17 protein-coding genes are annotated in these 16982 nt (G+C 60.0%); 14 read left to right on the top strand and 3 right to left on the bottom strand.

Annotated features, from left to right (window positions below; all coding sequences use genetic code 11):
* Positions 1 to 30: 30 nt before the first annotated feature.
* The 14 genes from DBV14_RS03680 (at position 31) to DBV14_RS03620 (ending at position 13468) form a co-directional block, all read left to right on the top strand.
* Positions 31 to 1311: an L-fuconate dehydratase gene (locus tag DBV14_RS03680; RefSeq protein WP_124457851.1), complete on the top strand. Its 1281-nt coding sequence runs from the start codon at positions 31 to 33 to the stop codon at positions 1309 to 1311.
* Between the two features lie 68 nt (positions 1312 to 1379).
* Positions 1380 to 2156 (top strand): SDR family oxidoreductase, encoded by a 777-nt coding sequence (locus DBV14_RS03675; RefSeq protein ID WP_124457850.1) that lies wholly within the window; start codon positions 1380 to 1382, stop codon positions 2154 to 2156.
* A 58-nt stretch (positions 2157 to 2214) separates the two neighbouring features.
* The gene (locus DBV14_RS03670; protein ID WP_124457849.1) at positions 2215 to 2544 is read left to right on the top strand and encodes an L-rhamnose mutarotase; all 330 of its coding nucleotides are present in this window, start codon (positions 2215 to 2217) and stop codon (positions 2542 to 2544) included.
* Between the two features lie 339 nt (positions 2545 to 2883).
* Positions 2884 to 7548 carry an RHS repeat-associated core domain-containing protein gene (locus tag DBV14_RS33315; RefSeq protein ID WP_185545914.1) on the top strand — a complete coding sequence of 1555 codons (4665 nt, stop codon included), beginning with the start codon at positions 2884 to 2886 and terminating at the stop codon, positions 7546 to 7548.
* A 38-nt stretch (positions 7549 to 7586) separates the two neighbouring features.
* Complete coding sequence (locus DBV14_RS03660; protein WP_124457847.1) at positions 7587 to 7778, top strand: hypothetical protein; 192 nt, start codon at positions 7587 to 7589, stop codon at positions 7776 to 7778.
* Positions 7779 to 7814: 36 nt separating this feature from the next.
* Positions 7815 to 8063 carry a hypothetical protein gene (locus DBV14_RS33310; RefSeq protein ID WP_185545917.1) on the top strand — a complete coding sequence of 83 codons (249 nt, stop codon included), beginning with the start codon at positions 7815 to 7817 and terminating at the stop codon, positions 8061 to 8063.
* Entirely contained in the window at positions 8060 to 8209 is a 150-nt protein-coding gene (locus tag DBV14_RS03655; RefSeq protein WP_221621868.1) for a hypothetical protein, read from the top strand. The genes DBV14_RS33310 and DBV14_RS03655 overlap by 4 nt, the downstream gene beginning before the upstream one ends.
* Positions 8210 to 8608, top strand: coding sequence for a hypothetical protein (locus tag DBV14_RS03650; RefSeq protein ID WP_260396805.1), 399 nt, complete (start codon positions 8210 to 8212; stop codon positions 8606 to 8608).
* A gap of 12 nt (positions 8609 to 8620) precedes the next feature.
* Entirely contained in the window at positions 8621 to 9835 is a 1215-nt protein-coding gene (locus DBV14_RS03645; RefSeq protein ID WP_124457844.1) for an RHS repeat-associated core domain-containing protein, read from the top strand.
* Between the two features lie 2 nt (positions 9836 to 9837).
* On the top strand, positions 9838 to 10320 hold the full coding sequence (locus tag DBV14_RS03640) for a hypothetical protein (protein ID WP_124457843.1): 483 nt from the start codon (positions 9838 to 9840) through the stop codon (positions 10318 to 10320).
* Between the two features lie 26 nt (positions 10321 to 10346).
* The gene (locus DBV14_RS03635; RefSeq protein WP_124457842.1) at positions 10347 to 10790 is read left to right on the top strand and encodes a hypothetical protein; all 444 of its coding nucleotides are present in this window, start codon (positions 10347 to 10349) and stop codon (positions 10788 to 10790) included.
* Positions 10791 to 10897: 107 nt separating this feature from the next.
* Positions 10898 to 11296, top strand: a complete 399-nt coding sequence (locus DBV14_RS03630; RefSeq protein ID WP_124457841.1) for a hypothetical protein — start codon at positions 10898 to 10900, stop codon at positions 11294 to 11296.
* A gap of 634 nt (positions 11297 to 11930) precedes the next feature.
* Entirely contained in the window at positions 11931 to 12431 is a 501-nt protein-coding gene (locus tag DBV14_RS03625) for a hypothetical protein (RefSeq protein WP_124457840.1), read from the top strand.
* A gap of 443 nt (positions 12432 to 12874) precedes the next feature.
* Positions 12875 to 13468, top strand: a complete 594-nt coding sequence (locus tag DBV14_RS03620) for a hypothetical protein (RefSeq protein WP_124457839.1) — start codon at positions 12875 to 12877, stop codon at positions 13466 to 13468.
* 39 nt (positions 13469 to 13507) lie between these two features.
* Here the strand turns inward: DBV14_RS03620 and DBV14_RS03615 are convergent, their stop codons facing one another.
* From DBV14_RS03615 to DBV14_RS03605, 3 genes are all read right to left on the bottom strand, one after another.
* Positions 13508 to 13822: a hypothetical protein gene (locus DBV14_RS03615; RefSeq protein WP_124457838.1), complete on the bottom strand. Its 315-nt coding sequence runs from the start codon at positions 13820 to 13822 to the stop codon at positions 13508 to 13510.
* A gap of 307 nt (positions 13823 to 14129) precedes the next feature.
* Entirely contained in the window at positions 14130 to 15488 is a 1359-nt protein-coding gene (locus tag DBV14_RS03610; RefSeq protein ID WP_124457837.1) for an MFS family transporter, read from the bottom strand.
* 152 nt (positions 15489 to 15640) lie between these two features.
* Entirely contained in the window at positions 15641 to 16798 is a 1158-nt protein-coding gene (locus tag DBV14_RS03605) for an alpha-hydroxy acid oxidase (protein WP_124457836.1), read from the bottom strand.
* Positions 16799 to 16982 lie beyond the last annotated feature (184 nt).

The raw sequence follows: 16982 nt of genomic DNA, 5'->3' as shown, positions 1-16982 counted from the left end.
CTGAAGACCTGAAGAAGCCTTGAAGACCCCATGACCATTGTTCGCTCGATGCGCGTTCTCGACGTGCGCTTTCCCACTTCGAAGCACCTCGATGGCTCCGACGCGATGAACCCCGACCCGGATTACTCCGCGGCGTATGTCGTGCTCGAAACCGACCAGCCGGGGCTCGAAGGCCACGGCCTGACCTTCACCATCGGCCGGGGCAATGAAATCTGTTGCGCGGCCATCGAGGCCATGCGCCACATGGTCGTGGGGCTCGACCTGCAATGGGTGGCCGAGGACATGGGGCGCTTCTGGCGGCACATTACCTCCGACAGCCAGCTGCGGTGGATTGGCCCCGACAAGGGCGCCATTCACCTGGCCACCGGCGCGGTCGTCAATGCCATGTGGGACCTGTGGGCCAAGTCCGAAGGCAAGCCCGTGTGGCAGCTCGTGGCCGACATGAGCCCCGAGGCGCTGGTGCGCTGCATCGACTTTCGCTACATCACCGACTGCATCACGCCCGACGAAGCGCTCGTGCTGCTGCGCGAGGCGGCCGTCGGCAAGGCCGGGCGTGTTGCCACGCTGCAGGCCGAAGGCTACCCCTGCTACACCACCTCCGCGGGCTGGCTCGGCTACTCCGACGAAAAGCTGCGCGGGCTGGCCCAAGAGGCCGTCGACGCGGGCTTCAACCACATCAAGCTCAAGGTGGGGCGCGACCTGCAGGACGACATTCGCCGCCTCGCCGTGGCGCGCGAAGTGCTCGGCCCCGATCGGCACCTGATGATCGACGCCAACCAGGTCTGGGAGGTCGACCAGGCCATCGACTGGGTGCGGCAACTGGCGTTTGCCAAGCCCTGGTTCATCGAGGAGCCGACCAGCCCCGACGACGTCGAAGGCCACCGCAAGATCCGCGAAGGCATTGCGCCGGTCGTGAAGGTGGCCACGGGCGAGATGTGCCAGAACCGCATCATGTTCAAGCAGTTCATCATGCGCGGCGCCATCGACGTGGTGCAGATCGACGCGTGCCGGCTCGGCGGCGTCAATGAAGTGCTGGCCGTGATGCTCATGGCCGCCAAGTACAAGCTGCCCGTGTGCCCGCACGCCGGCGGCGTGGGCCTGTGCGAGTACGTGCAGCACCTTTCGATGATCGATTACCTCTGCATCTCCGGCACGCGCGAAGGCCGGGTCATCGAATACGTCGACCACCTGCACGAACATTTTGTGGAGCCCTGCGAGATTCGCGGCGCGGCGTACATGCCGCCGAAGGGTGCGGGCTTCTCCATCACCATGAAGCCCGAGTCGCTCGCGCAGTACCGCTTTCGCGGCTGAACAGACAGACGAACAAACACATAGACAGACAACGCAGCATTGCAAGAAAGAAAAGGCACGAAACAACCATGGACCTGCATCTGAAAGACAAGGTCGTCATCGTGACCGGCGGCGGCAGCGGCATCGGTGCCGCCATTTCGCTCACGCTCGCGCGCGAAGGCGCCGTGCCCGTGATCTGCGGCAAGAACCCGCTCGATGCGCCGTTCGAGCAAGAGCTGCGCGCGCTGCAGCCGCGCGCGAAGTTCATCCAGTTCGAGCTGATGGAAGAGGCGGCCTGCGGCAAAGCCATTGAAGCGACCGTCGCCGAGTTCGGCCGCATCGACGGGCTCGTCAACAACGCGGGCGTGAACGACAGCGTGGGCCTCGAAGCGGGCCGCGAGGCTTTCGTGGCTTCGCTGGAGCGCAACCTCATTCACTGCTACGTGATGGCGCACTTTTGCCTGCCGCATTTGAAGGCCAGCAAAGGCGCCATCGTCAACATCTCATCGAAGACCGCGGTGACGGGGCAGGGCAACACCAGCGGCTACACCGCGGCCAAGGGCGCGCAGCTCTCGCTGACGCGCGAGTGGGCCGCATCGCTGCTGGCGGATGGCGTGCGCGTCAACGCCGTGATTCCCGCCGAGGTGATGACGCCGCTGTACCAGCGATGGATATCCACCTTCGACGAACCCGACCGCAAACTCGCGGCCATCACCGACAAGATTCCGCTGGGTCGGCGCATGACCACGCCGCAGGAGATTGCGAACAACGTGGTGTTCCTGCTGTCGGAGCAGGCGTCGCACACGACGGGGCAGTGGGTGTTTGTCGATGGTGGGTATACGCATCTGGACCGGGCGTTGACCTGATTTTTTCTTTCCTCCTTCTTCTTCCTGCCTTCACTTTTCTCATTAAGACGAGCTGCCCATGCGCCATTGCCTTGCCCTTGACCTCAAAGACGACCCGAAGCTCATTGCGGAATACGAGGCGTATCACCGCGGCATCTGGCCCGAAGTGCGCGCGCATCTGCTTTCGCAGGGCGTGACCGGCATGGAGATCTATCGGCTCGGGACGCGGATGGTGATGCTGATGGAGACGGACGATGCGCGCTACGACGCACAAGCGATGGCGCTGGCTTCGCAGAACGATCCGAAGATCCGGGAATGGGAAGAGCTGATGTGGAAGTTTCAGGCGCCTACGCCCTGGACGCCTGAAGGGGAGAAGTGGGTGGTGATGGGGCGGATATTTGAGTTGTAGGTTTTGATTGGGTTGAGGGCAGGCTCATGGTCGGCCGTCAGCCTTGGTCCGCATGAATGCGGAGCCCGGATCGGGTGAGTGTCATCGCGACAACGCATGCGCGATTGAACTGCGTACTTCCCTACTCAGCTGCTTGCTGAAGTCTCTTGCGTCATTGATCTGGCGTTGTTTGCCTGTGGGCTTTCGGCTAACCTGAAACAACTTGTACGGGGTGCGCTGCTTGGCAGTGCGCGTCACCTGAGGGGGTGATTGACTGTTCAAGAAATGCTGACTGTCGTGGCTTGCTAGGGCGCGACAAATGTTCAGAAACACCGATGAGAAAGCATGGGGAGAAGTGCAATGCTGGAGACGAAATCGCGCCTGTTCGGGGCATGGGCGCTGAGACTGGTTTTGGCCGCAACGTTTTATGGCACTGCGCTTCTTTCGCTTGGCTTTCCATCGATAGCGGCAGCTCAAAGCAGCTCCGCGCAGTGCGATCCGCAAAAAGACATTTGCATTGCCAAGAAGACGCGCGTTCTGTATGGGCTCTATGTTGGCTATTGCTTCAATGATCCTGCAAGGTTCCCTCAGTACTCCAAGCCAATTTTCCCGTCGGACTGCGGCGGTTTTGGGGCATGGGCCGCAGACTTTCAAAGCGAAGCAGAAGCTGTCAATTGGCTTGAAGGCTATGAGACCGCTTATCGCGGCGATTCGATATGCGGCCGAGTCAAAGCGGTCACTACCGACGATTGGCCGAATGGACCTGTGACTGGATGGCAATGGCGCGCCTACGTTACGAAGGCCGTGCGCGACATAGCGCCAATTGGGCCGCCATGCTCGCGAACTGTGGATTGGGACAGCGCTCAAATCAATGTTGGTCGCTATCTCAAAACATCGAGTTGTCCGAACGGCTATGTTGATGCTGCTTCAACTGTTGATGGCAGCGCTGTATGCAAGAAGACTGTTTCGCCCGAGCCGTCGCCTCTGAGTTGCAAGAAAATCGATGGGGCCGCGCCAGGCAACCCAATCCTTCCCGCGACCGCTGAGAAATACCAGTCCGACATCGATTTCGCAGACAACGGTTCGCTCCCTCTCTCGTTTAGGCGCATCTACCGCAGCACTTGGGGTACGGACGCTTCGCGAGCGGCGGGCGCTTTGGGCAAGGCCTGGACCCACAACCACGCCACAGTCCTTACCGCTGCACCGACAGTCAATCCCATTGCCGTCACGATCACTAGCCCCGAGGGCTACCTGCGTACCTTTACGAAGGCTATTGGTTCGAATGTCTGGGCTGCCGCCAACAGTGTGGATCAGCTTGCACAGGCCGGAGACGGCGCTTGGATATATCGAAGCGCTGATGATGACACGACCCTGAATTTCACAGCCGATGGGAAACTGCGGACCAAGGTCCTGCGCAACGGCCAAGCCATCGCCTATGCCTACGATGGTTCGGGTCAGCTTGCCACCATCAGCAATACCTTCGGCCGCACCCTTTCACTGACCTACAGTGGCGGAGGGCAACTGGTTGGTGTCGTCACACCAGACCTTCGTGCCATCGGATATGTCTACGACTCAGTAGGCCGTCTCTCGACCGTCACGTACCCTGACGGAAAGACTCGTTCTTTTGCCTATGAGGCGGTTGCGTTTCCACTGGCGTTGACTGGCATCGTCGATGAGAGTGGAATCCGCTTTGCTACCTTCGCCTACGATGCACAGGGACGGGCCACGACAACCCAACATGCTGGCGTGGTAGATCGATATCAAGTCAGTTACCCTTCGACGGGGTCTGCCACGGTAGTCGATCCTCTGGGCACTAGTCGCAGTTACACCTACGGGTCCATCCAAGAAAAATTGGCGGTCACAAGCGGCTCGCTTCCATCGGGTTTGGGCGAAGCTGATGCCGTCTCCCGAGTACAAGATGTCAATGGCCTTGTGACATCGGAGACGGATTTCAATGGGGTGATCACAACAACAACCTGGGACGTCAATCGCCGCCTACCCACTACCGTGATCTACGCCTCGGGCACGCCCGATGCCCGGACAGTGACCACTCAGTGGCATGCGACCTTTGCGTTGCCAGTACTGGTGACTGAAGCCGGCCGCACCACCGCCTATACCTACGATGCCTTCGGCAACGCACTGTCGAAGACCATCACCGACACAGCAACCAACAAGGCCCAACTCTGGCAGTGGACCTACACCGCCCAAGGCTTGGTGAGTTCTCAGACCGAACCCAGCGGTGCGGTGACGAGCTACACCTATGACCTCCTCGGAAACGTCCTGTCAGCCACCAACGCAATCGGTCATGTCACCAGCTACACCTACGACACAGCCAACCGCGTCGTCAGCACGACGGCCCCCAACGGCCTCGCCACTGGCTATACCTACGACGCTCGTGACCGCCTGCTGACCCAGACCATCGGCGGCCAGACCACAACGCTCACCTACAAGCCCTACGGCACCGTAGAGACGGTCACGCTGCCCACCGGCCTCGTCCTGACCTACACCTACGACGCAGCGCATCGCCTGACCGGCTGGAGCAACAACCGAGGCGAGAGCGGCACCTACACCCTCGACGGCATGGGCAACCGCACTGCCGAGCAGATCAAGGACAGCGCTGGCACCGTGGCATGGAACACCGCCCGCACCATCAACAACATCAACCGCCTGAGCGCCAAGACCGAAGGCCCGAACCAGACCAGTGCCTTTGGCTACGACGCGAATGGCGAACTGATCACCGCAACCAATGGCCTGAGCCAGAGCACCAGCTACGGCCTCGACGGCCTGCGCCGCGTCAAGGCCGTGACCGATGCAACCAACGCAACGGCCACGCTGAAGTACAACGCCCTCGATGCCGTCACCGAAGCCAAGGACTTCAAAGGCGTAGTCACCGCGTATGGGCGCGACGCCCAAGGCAACGCCACCACCGAAGCCAGCGCCGACGTGGGCAGCGCCAGCACCCAGTACGACAACCTCGGCCTGCCCAGCCAGATCACCGACGCCCTGGGCCAGGCCACGACCATCACCCGCGACGCGTTGGGCCGCCCGACCAGCCTCGTCTTCGCCGATGGCAAGACCACCACCCTGCGCTACGACCTCACGGCCAACAGCAAGGGGTATCTGTCCGAGATCGTGGACCGCAGCGGCACCACCGAGTACACCCGCGATGCCTTCGGCCGCGTCACCCTCAAGAAGCAGACGCTGATCAACGGCAGCGTGCAGCAGGTGAGCTACAGCTACAACGCCAACGGCACGCTGGCGAGCATCGGCTACCCCAACGGTGCCACGCTCACCCACGTCTACGACGCCACCGGCCGCCTTGCGGGCCTGAACTGGAACGGTAACCCTCTCGTCACCGGCATCGCCTGGAACCCGCTGGGCCAGCCCACCGCATGGACCTGGGCGTTTGCGAACCCCGCCGTGGCTGCCAGCCGGGCCTATGACACCGCAGGCCGCCTGACCGCCACCGAGTTCAGCAGCTACGTCTACGACGCCGCAGGCCGCATCACCAGCCTGACGCAGAGCCTGTACCAACCCGGTGACGCTGATCCTGCGCACAGCACCATCTCGCTGGCGCCGCAGACATGGAGTGTGGGCTACAACGTTGTCGGGCGCATCACCAGCTTCGATACCACGGGCAACACGGCAGGCTTCGGCTACGACGCCAACGGCAACCGAAGCAGCAGCACCCGGGCCGTCGCTGGTCTGAGCACCAACCGCACCTACACAGTGGGTGCATCAAGCAACCGGCTCACGGGCTTCACCCAAAGCATCAACGGCGCGAGCAACACCAGCGTCACCTACGGCTACAACGCCAACGGTGACCTCGTGAGCGATGGTCTGCGCAGCTACACCTACGACGCCGAAGGGCGCCTCGGTGCCACGACCACAGGTGCCACCGATGTCAGCCCGACCACGCGCTACGCGCACAACGCGCTGGGGCAGCGCGTCTTCAAGACCGAGCCGCTGTATCCACCGGGCCATGGCAATGCAGCCGACCCGGGGTTCATGCAGAGCCTGGTGGCGTTCTTCACGAAGCTGTGGAGTCCGAGCACAAGCCAGGCTGAACAACTGGGCTATGCGTATGTCTACGACGAGCAGGGCACGCTGATCGCGGAAGTGGGCAGCGGCGGCACGAACAGTGCGGGGCAGGCGCAGTACATCTATCTGCAGACAGCCAATGGGCCGATGCCGATTGCGGCGGTGGTTAACGGGGCCACCTACGCGGTGCACAGCGATCACCTGAACACGCCGCGCAAGCTCACCAATGCGGATGGACAAACTGTCTGGCAGTGGGGCTACAGCGCATTCGGGGAAGACAAGCCGACGCTGGCGAGGCACCGCTTCGCCAATCTGGAGACGACGCCGAATCCGGGCACCACGAACCTCTCCGAGGTGAAGTTCAACCTGAGGTATCCGGGGCAGTATGCGGATGAGGAGTCGGGGCTGTTTTACAACGGGTTCAGAAGCTACATTCCGCCCCTTGGACGCTATACGCAGGGCGATCCAATTGGGCTCGATGGAGGCTGGAACCGGTTCGGATATGTCGGTGGCGATCCGCTCAGCTTCGTAGACCCCAAAGGGTTGCAACAACTAAGCCATCTGCGCCCTTCCACTAATCGGATTTTAGAGGGCGGCGGTGGCGGCGGAATTGGCCCAGGCGGCAGTGGCGGAGGACTCGGAGGGCGCGCGGGGGCTGCCGCAGTGGGTCTTGGCCTTGGAACTGCTGGCGCGCTTAGTCAAGGAAACGATGGATGGCAATCTGAATGGGAGCAAGAGCTTGACTTCAAGGACAACGGGCCTAAGAGCGAATGGCAATTTTCGAGATGCAACACGCCTGAGGACCGGGACTGCCGAGAACGACTGATCCTTCTGAAGACTCTCTACACGAAGATCAAGATAGTCGAGACGCTGGGCGGAGATGCTTTCAGCTCCAAGGCTTTCTACAACGATAGCGCTCAAAAGTACATGTCAGAATGCCCGTACTGGGAAAAGCTCCCACTCTTCTGGCTCTATGGAAGATAGGGGTCAACATGGATTCGCTAGATAAGTTGCGAAGCGAAATGGAAAAGCTCGACATCGCAGTTGATGCGATGCCCGCCACAGATCGCGAACGAGGGGCGGAAGCGATACGAAAGCTGCTCGCTCAGCATCATCGCGAACTAACGGCGCAAGACGAAAAGGTCCTTTCGGCGTTTGTTGAGGGTTGGGTGGGCTTGTCGGAGCTTTCTGAGCAATTCGAGGGACGAATCTAGTACCCCCGACAAAGAGCTTGTAACGGCAGACTAGTCGTGAACGTAGCCAGCAAAGACATTCTCGATACGCGCGAGCAGTTGCTGCGATCTGCAATCGCTATTCGTGAGATGGCGATGAGAAAGCGCGACAAGCATCCTGAAGCATCCGCAGAATGGGATTGCCTCAACGATCTTGCGGCGGATGCTGATCGTCAAGTCTTCAACGCCCAGGTGCATCAGGCTGAAGCGCAGGTTTGCCGATCACCGTGGTCTACGCCTCTGGCACTCCGGAGGCACGAACGGTGACTACTCAATGGCATGCGACCTTCAGCCTGCCCGCGTTGATCACCGAGCCCGGCCGTACCACCGCCTACACCTACGATGCCTTCGGCAACACCCTGTCGAGGACTATCACAGATACAGCGACCAACAAGGCCCAACTCTGGCAGTGAATCTACACCACTCAGGGCTCGGCGAGTTCTCAGACCGAGCCCAACGGTGCGGTGACGAGCTACACCTATGACCTCCTCGGCAACGTCCTGACAGCCACCAACGCCCTTGGCCACGTCACCAACTACACCCACGACACAGCCAAGCGCGTCGTCAGCACGATGGCCCCCAACGGCCTTGTCACTGGCTACACCTACGACGCAGCCCATCGGCTGACCGATGCGGCCAATGCAACGGCCACGCTGAAGTACAACGCTCTGAACGCCGTCACCGAAGCTAAGGACTTCAAAGGCGTCGTCACCGCGTATGGGCGCGACGCCCAAGGCAACGCCACCGCCGAGGCCTGCGCCGATGTGGGCAGCGCCAGCACCCAGCACGACAGCCTCGGCCTGCCCAGCTAGATCACCAATGCCTTGGGCCAGGCCACGACGATCCCGGGCTTCACCCAGAGCATCAACGGCGCGAGCAACACCAGCGTCACCTACGGCTACAGCGCCAACGGTGACCTCGTGAGCGATGGTCTGCGCAGCTACACCTACGACGCCGAAGGGCGCCTCGGTGCCTCGACCACCGGTGCCACCGATGTCAGCCCGACCACGCGCTACGCGCACAACGCGCTGGGGCAGCGGGTGTTCAAGACCGAGCCGCTGTATCCGCCGAGCCATGGCAATGCAGCCGACCCGGGGTTCATGCAGAGCCTGGTGGCGTTCTTCACGAAGCTGTGGAACCCGAGTACAAGCCAAGCAGAGCAACTGGGCTATGCGTATGTCTACGACGAGCAGGGCACGTTGATTGCAGAGGTGGGCAGCGGCGGCACGAGCAGTGCGGGGCAGGCGCAATACATCTACCTGCAGACAGCCAATGGGCCGATGCCGGTTGCGGCGGTGATCAACGGTGCCACCTATGCAGCGCACAGCGATCACCTGAACACGCCGCGCAAGCTCACCAATGTGGATGGACAGGCTGTCTGGCAGTGGGGCTACAGCGCGTTCGGCGAAGACAAGCCGACGCTGGCGAGGCACCGCTTCGCCAATCTGGAGACGACGCCGAATCCTGGCACCACGAACCTCTCCGAGGTGAAGTTCAACCTGAGGTATCCGGGGCAGTATGCGGATGAGGAGTCGGGGCTGTTCTACAACTACTTCCGCAGCTATGACGCGAGGACGGGACGGTACAGCCAGCCGGATCCGATTGGACTGGATGGCGGGTGGAATCGGTTTGGATACGTGGGTGGCAACCCTCTAAGCTTCACAGACCCACTTGGATTGCTAACGTCACTTCAACGGTGCTATCAAACTCCAGCTAGTGCTATTGCTTGCAACGAAGCTGGCATGACGCCAACGCCGATTCGGATACCACCGCCAATTGTATTTCCGGATGATTGCAATAAGGCCTGCGAAAAAGCAATCGTTGATGCGTCAAATTCTTATTGGAGGTTGACAACCAAGCGATTGCCTCAGTACGAATCTGGGGGCACCCGAGGTAGGGATGCGGGCCACGCGAAAGCGGTTAGAGAACTTCAAGTGGCTTTGCAAGATGCCATTAGGCGCGTAAAGCTAAACTGCACAACGCTACCTTCCATGCTGCCAGAATGGGAGCAAGCTGCAAATCAACCGCTGCCGGAATAATCATGCTAGACATAGCCCTGTGGACCTCATTTGAAAAAAAACTAAGCACATCCGACGTTGGGGAAATTGAAAATCGCCTGATATTTCTAAGAGAAATTCTTGAGGATGCTATTGCTCAATACGGCGTAGAAGATGTTAGTGGTGAGCTTGACTTAAATTTGCATATTTACTTAAAGTATTTTGAACTCTCTCCCGACACGAGACTCAGTTCTTGGTTGATACACGATGCTTGGTTTAATTACTATAAAGATGGTGAGGGTTTAAATAAAGATTTGAACCTTCTTCTTAAAGAGGTCTTTCTGGGAGTGGAGGGTGATTTGTTTTTCGAGGTCACTAAATTTTTAAAGTGCCTCGATGGTGAGAGTATGATAGCCAAAGAGGCGGATGCTGTTATTTGGCTTTCATTTTTGGATTACATGGCGTCAAGAATGATATTTAAAATAGCAAAAAACCGGATGAAAGAAATTTTCAATCGCGAGAATTAGGCCTACGGAAATCCAGAAAAAAAGCCATGAGCTTCGGCATCTACTACGACGCCAAACGCGACACCCCTCTGACCAACGAGGACGCCCAGCGCGTGGATGCAGTCGTGAGTGCCTTCGACAAACACGATGAAATCGAACGCCACGAACAATCAGGCAAAGGCCTCAACTGGGAGAGCTTCACGCTCTACGACGCCTCAGATCTCCATGACGGCAAGGTGCTGGCAGGCGCCACCAAGCTCCCAGACAACAAGGCCTTCGCCCTGCACAAGGGTGCAAGCCATTGGGTGGCCTGCCTCAACCGTATTCGCCGCGAAGTCCTTGCCGACGCGACATGGCGCGTGCAGATCGACGACAAGGAGCTCCTATGGAGTGACAAGAGCGGCTGGCACGACGAGGCATCGGATGGCCTTGCCGCGCTCTGGCTGGGCTGCCTGCTGAGCGCGCCGTTCCGGATTTTTACGAAGTCGTGATTGATTAACGGGGCTCCGCCCGGTGCCCTCGAGTTGTTGGTGCCGTCGATGATAGAGGCCGTTGGCAATGAGTTGGTATGGAGGGCGGCAGATGAAGAAGTTTGTTGATGAATGCACTTGCAGGTAGGAAAGAAATGAGCCAGAAATCCGCAACATCGCTAGGACTTCTCGCCGCGTCCGTACTCCCCACTGCCTACCTGGCAATAGTGTTTCCGCTCTCCGGTGATCGTGATCTAGGGTCTATTGCTGGCACGTTCTTGGTAGCCTATTTCTTCGCTGCAGCCGCCACAGCCGTTCTCGGGATTCCGATGTTCTTCGTGCTGAATAAGCTCAAGCTGGTTAGATGGTGGTCAGCGACTGTGTCCGGCATCCTCGTTGGAGCAATCACGCTCCTGGCGGTGCGGGTTGGTGGGAGCATCGATTTTTCGACATTATTAAGATTTGCGCTGCTGGGCGGCGGTGCCGGACTCTTGTTCTGGATCGTTTGGAGAATGGGGCTTGGTTAAAGCATGGTCCGGCGGGCTGCAAATCCTCAAACGTGAGGGATTCGTTCAGAGCCCGAGCATTACTTGGTCAAGGGCATCACGGACGGTACAGGTATAGAACTCGGTGCAACGGAGTCGACTCAGCTTCAGGCCATGCTCAATGACTTTGAAGTGTGGTTCTGCTGATTTCCGCCGAGAACATGACTCACGTTTCCGTTGCCACTCGAGTCGCGTCTACCCCTGAGTGTGCGCCCGTGGCCCTGTGCATCGGTGCGCAGAAGCGAGAGCAGAGTTCGATGAGAAAGTGGGTCAAACGAGCGTGGAAATCCACAGGCAATCAACTACGTAAAGCTTGGAAGCATCACGACCTCTGTCGTCTATTGGGTGCTGGAATACATGAGTGCTCCCGTTGCAGTTGCCAACACGCTGAGCAAAACTCCTCTGCCTGCACTCGGCATGGGGGCGCTTCTTGCAGGTGGCTGGCTTGCAGGGCTTCTATGTGGGATCACCGACTTGTTCTCAAGAAACCGCACCGTTCGTGAAGGCACTCGCGAATGATGCGACGAGGCGAAACGATTGAGCGAAGCTGCCCACCTTGTCGCTCATTCGATTGAGCTGTGCTTTCGTCAACCCACCCAACCCAATGCGGTACCACATGCTTTCCAAGCTAGCGATCATTTCTATTGTGCTCATCTCGATGGGAGCTGCAGCTGAAGAAGTTCCACTACGGTTGGAAGCGGTAACGGTCGCATTCCCTATGGCGTGGAATATTCGAAAAGAAAAAGCCAACATCGCTGTAGCGAACCTTAGCTCGACCGAAGACGCTTTGCCTGTACTCACGGTTGAGGTTCTGCAGCGCACTGTCCCCGATCGAGTGCCGATTTGCGAGAAGAAGAGAGTTCACGAGAGTTTTTTCTACTTCGCAAAACAAGAGCCAGACCACTTCAAGTTCTCAGAGAAGATTCGTTCTGATGGGCAAGTCCAGTACTCTGTTGTCGGCTCCTTTGACAGTCAAGACCAACCCGCTCAGCATATTTTGGCGCATGTGCTTTGTTCGTCGCGGGGAATCGTGTTTCTCAGCGTGATCTACACGCAAGACGAGCGGTCCGCTCGCTCTGCGTTGGACCGCGCAACTCGAAGCGTGCAGTGGGATTGATATGCGGCTTCCTTCTAGGCAGCCGGAGACACCTGCTCAAGAAGCACTACTAAAAAAGGATTTTTGGCGACAAAGCTCCTCACCTTCCTCCCAACTCTCGACTCCAACGTGGTTGCTCAAGATGAAACTCTCCTTCCAACGCAAGCGCAACGAATCAGTCTGGGATCATTCACTGTTCTATATGGCTGTGAATGCGTTGTTCTTGCTGCTGCTTCCGTACTCGGCTTTTCTGTCGTGGAAATTGTGGTCTCTGTGGCCAGTGGGATGCGTGCTTGCTTTCATGCTGGCCGTGGATGGGTTTTTGCTCTATAGAAGGATACGCAGATAGGAATTGAGCAGCGCGGGCTGCTTCGACCTTCCACGGAAGGGGCTGCTCTCTCTTCCAAACTGGCTTCGTCGCCCGAATCGTTGACGGTCGGAGTTGCCCAGTCAGGAATGAATGAATGGTGTTCAAGCCATTTTTTGCCCTGGGCAAGTGCACTGGACTCCTCGACTCTCTGTGCGACCTTGTCGATCATTTTTCGGCGCCCACCATCCATGACCACGATCCAGAATCCACCACCCTTGCAGGTCAACTCGAAAAATCGCCAACCATGAGCTTCAGCATCTACTACGACGCCAAACGCGACACCCCTCTGACCAACGAGGAAGCCCAGCGCGTGGATGCAGTCGTGCGAGCCTTCGACAAACATGATGAGATCGAACGCCACGAGCAATCCGGCAAGGGCCTGAACTGGGAGAGCTTCACGCTCTACGCCGCGTCAGATCTCCATGACGGCAAGGTGCTGGCAGGCGCCACCAAGCTCCCCGACAACAAGGCCTTCGCCCTGCACAAGGGCGCAAGCCATTGGGTGGCCTGTCTCAACCGTATTCGCCGCGAAGTCCTTGCCGACGCAACATGGCGCGTGCAGATCGACGACAAGGAGCTCCTATGGAGCGACAAGAGCGGCTGGCACGACGAGGCATCGGATGGCCTTGCCGCGCTCTGGCTGGGCTGCCTGCTGAGCGCGCCGTTCCGGCCATTCATGAAGTCGTGAATGAATGCATGAACGATCAATGTGCCGGGCACTGTCGCTTCATGGCGCACAGCCTTCGCCCAGGCCAACGCGCAACGCTTGAATCGTGGTGTCGACCGTTTCGATGCAGCGCTGCAGTTCCTCATTGACCAGCCGCACCAGCGCGCCGAGTTCAGCGCGCGTCGGATAGACCTCTTCGGTCTCGTTCACGTGCTGCGGAACGATGAGTTTTTCGAGGCACGCATAGGCACGCCGCACCACGTGAAGGCTGTCGATGTCATCGCATGCCTGAAGCACAAGAGACTCGACGCTGGCGGCCTCAGAAGATTCCGGGAGCGAGGGGGTGTGCGCGGACGAGCGAGCGGTACTGGTCATGAATGACCTCCAAGGGTTTCAGTTTGCTGAAACCACCGCACCCAACGCCAATTGAGGGCGGCGGCTCGACGGGTTGGCGTACCGGGAAACCACTTGCGTGAAACCGGCCGGGCTCGCGCCCGCCCATCGAGCCGCCAAAAAATGGAAGCACGAACGACAAAGCCGCAGACCCTGCGGGGTGGCTGCGGCTTTTACGTCGCAGTGATTTCAACGGGACGCCAATCCCGATCACGCCCTTTTTCGACGTGACCGGCGCAGTATAGCCACGCAGAGACAACTGCAGCGTAGCCATGCATGGCCGCCACCTTCAATGATCGTGATGCAAATAACTCGCCTGCCTCGGCAACCGCAAGCTCACCAGAAACGCAATCACCATCATCGCGCTCACGTACCAGAAGAACGCTGACTCGTGCCCCAGTGACTTGAGCCCCAGCGCCACGTATTCCGCCGAGCCGCCGAAGATCGCATTGGCCACGGCGTACGCGAGTCCGACGCCCAGCGCGCGCACTTCGGGCGGAAACATCTCGGCCTTCACGATGCCGCTGATCGAGGTGTAGAAGCTCACGATGGCCAGCGCCAGGATGATGAGCACGAAGGCCATCACGGGGCTGGTGGTGTACTGCAGCGCGGTCAAGATGGGCACCGTAGCCAGTGCACCCAGTCCACCGAACAGCAGCATGTTGTTGCGCCGCCCGATGCGGTCCGACAGGGCACCGAACAGCGGCTGCATGCACATGTAGACGAAGAGCGCGCCGGTCATCACATAGCTGGCGGTCTTGATGGGCAGGTGCACGGTGTTCACCAGGTACTTCTGCATGTAGGTGGTGAAGGTGTAGAAGATGAGCGAGCCGCCGGCGGTGTAGCCCAGCACGGTCAAGAAGGCCGGCGTGTGGTGCTTGAACAGGCCGGCCATGCTGCCGGCTTCCTTGTTGGCCTTGGCCTCGGCGCTCTGGGTTTCATGCAGCGTGCGGCGCAGCAGCAGCGCAACGACAGCGGCAATGGCGCCGATGACGAACGGAATGCGCCAGCCCCAGGCCTTCAGCTCCGCCTCGGTGAGCAGCTGTTCGAGCACCACGATGACGAGCACCGCGAGCAACTGTCCGCCGATCAGCGTGACGTACTGGAACGACGAGAAAAAGCCGCGCTGGCCGCGCAGCGCGACTTCGCTCATGTAGGTGGCGGTGGTGCCGTATTCGCCGCCCACCGACAGGCCCTGGAACAGCCGGCACATCAGCAGCAGGAAGGGCGCCCATGCGCCGATCTGCGCATAGGTGGGCAAGCACGCGATGACGAGGGAGCCGCCGCACATCATGGTGACGGAGATGAGCATCGATGTCTTGCGCCCGAGCCGGTCGGCCACGCGGCCGAAGAGCCAGCCGCCGATGGGCCGCATGAGGAAGCCGGCCGCGAACACGCCGGCGGTGTTCAGCAGCTGCGCGGTGGGGTCCGATTTGGGAAAGAACGCCGGCGCAAAGTAGAGCGCCGAGAAGGCATACACGTAGAAGTCGAACCACTCGACCAGGTTGCCGGAAGAGGCCGCCATGATCGCGAAGACACGGTGGCGCTTTTCTTCGGCCGTGTAGTGCGGTGGCTGTGAGGACGTCGGCGACGATGAAGAAGAAGCAGAGGCCGCATGGCCTCCATGGGTTGGCGTGACTGCGCTCATGGTGCCTTCTCTGGCCTGCCGTGCGGGCGGGCGATGTTGTTGTTGCAGCAACATCTTGCGCCTGCACGTGGCCCCTGCGTGTCAGCCGGCGCCGCATCAGCCTGCCCTCGAAGGGGTCTTGTCCGCCGCCCCCGGCCCGCCCCGCAAGGGGCCTAGAAGGTGCCCGGCAGCAGGATGCTCGAATCGACGTCGTTGATGTTGGTGCGGCCGCAGAAGGCCATGGTGATGTCGAGCTCCTTGTGGATGAGCTGCAGCGCGCGCGTCACGCCCTCTTGCCCGTGGGCACCCAGGCCGTACAAGAAGCTGCGGCCGATGAGGGTGCCGCGGGCGCCGAGCGCGCGTGCCTTGAGCACGTCCTGCCCGCTGCGGATGCCGCCATCCATCCACACCTCGATCTGGCTGCCGACGGCATCGACGATGGCCGGCAGCGCGGCAATGGAAGAGGGCGCGCCGTCGAGCTGGCGGCCGCCATGGTTGGACACGATGAGCGCGTCGGCGCCGCTGGCTGCTGCCAGGCGCGCGTCTTCAGCGTCCATCACGCCCTTCAGAATGAGCTTGCCGCCCCAGAGCTTCTTGATCCATTCGACGTCGGCCCAGCTCAGTGCCGGGTCGAACTGCTCGGCGGTCCACGACGACAGCGACGACAGGTCTTTCACGCCCTTGGCGTGGCCCGCGATGTTGCCGAAGGTACGGCGCTTGGTGCCGAGCATGCCCATGCACCAGCGCGGCTTGGTGGCCAGGTTGATGAGGTTCTTGATGGTGGGCTTGGGCGGCGCGGTAAGGCCGTTCTTGATGTCCTTGTGGCGCTGGCCCAGGATCTGCAGGTCGAGGGTGAGCTGCAGGGCGGTGACGTTGGCGGCCTTGGCACGTTCGATGAGGCGCTCGATGAAGTCGCGGTCTTTCATGACGTAGAGCTGGAACCAGAACGGATGCCGGTCGGTGTTCTCGGCAATGTCCTCGAGCGAGCAAATGCTCATGGTCGAGAGCGTGAACGGAATGCCGAAGGCCTTGGCCGCGCGCGCGCCAAGAATTTCTCCGTCGGCGTGCTGCATGCCTGTGAGGCCGGTGGGCGCAATGGCCACGGGCATGGCAACGTCCTGGCCGACCATGGTGGTGCGGGTGGAGCGGCCTTCCATGTTCACGGCCACGCGCTGGCGCAGCTTGATCTTCTGAAAGTCGCTCTCGTTGGCGCGGTAGGTGCCTTCTGTCCACGCGCCGGAGTCGGCGTAGTCGTAGAACATTTTCGGCACGCGCCGCTTGGCGATCACCCGGAGGTCTTCGATGCTGGTGATCTTGGAAAGGTCGGACACGGGCGTCTCCTGTATTTGTCTGTCTGTCTGTTTATCGGGTTGCGAAAGGCAACCGGACATTATCGGCAGGCGCTTCGGGGTGCCATTTGAAAAGACCTGTGGTCGGGTCTGAAAAGAATTCAGGTGCCATGGGGTGCGGCTTGTTCAGTTCGGGAGCGGGTTCATTCTTTGGCGCGTGCGACTG

Origin of the sequence: Variovorax sp. KBW07, from assembly GCF_003852515.1 — a bacterium.
In the GTDB taxonomy this organism is placed as follows: Bacteria; Pseudomonadota; Gammaproteobacteria; order Burkholderiales; family Burkholderiaceae_C; genus Variovorax.
Note: the sequence above shows the minus strand (reverse complement) of the source record. Positions and strands in the feature narration are given on the sequence as shown.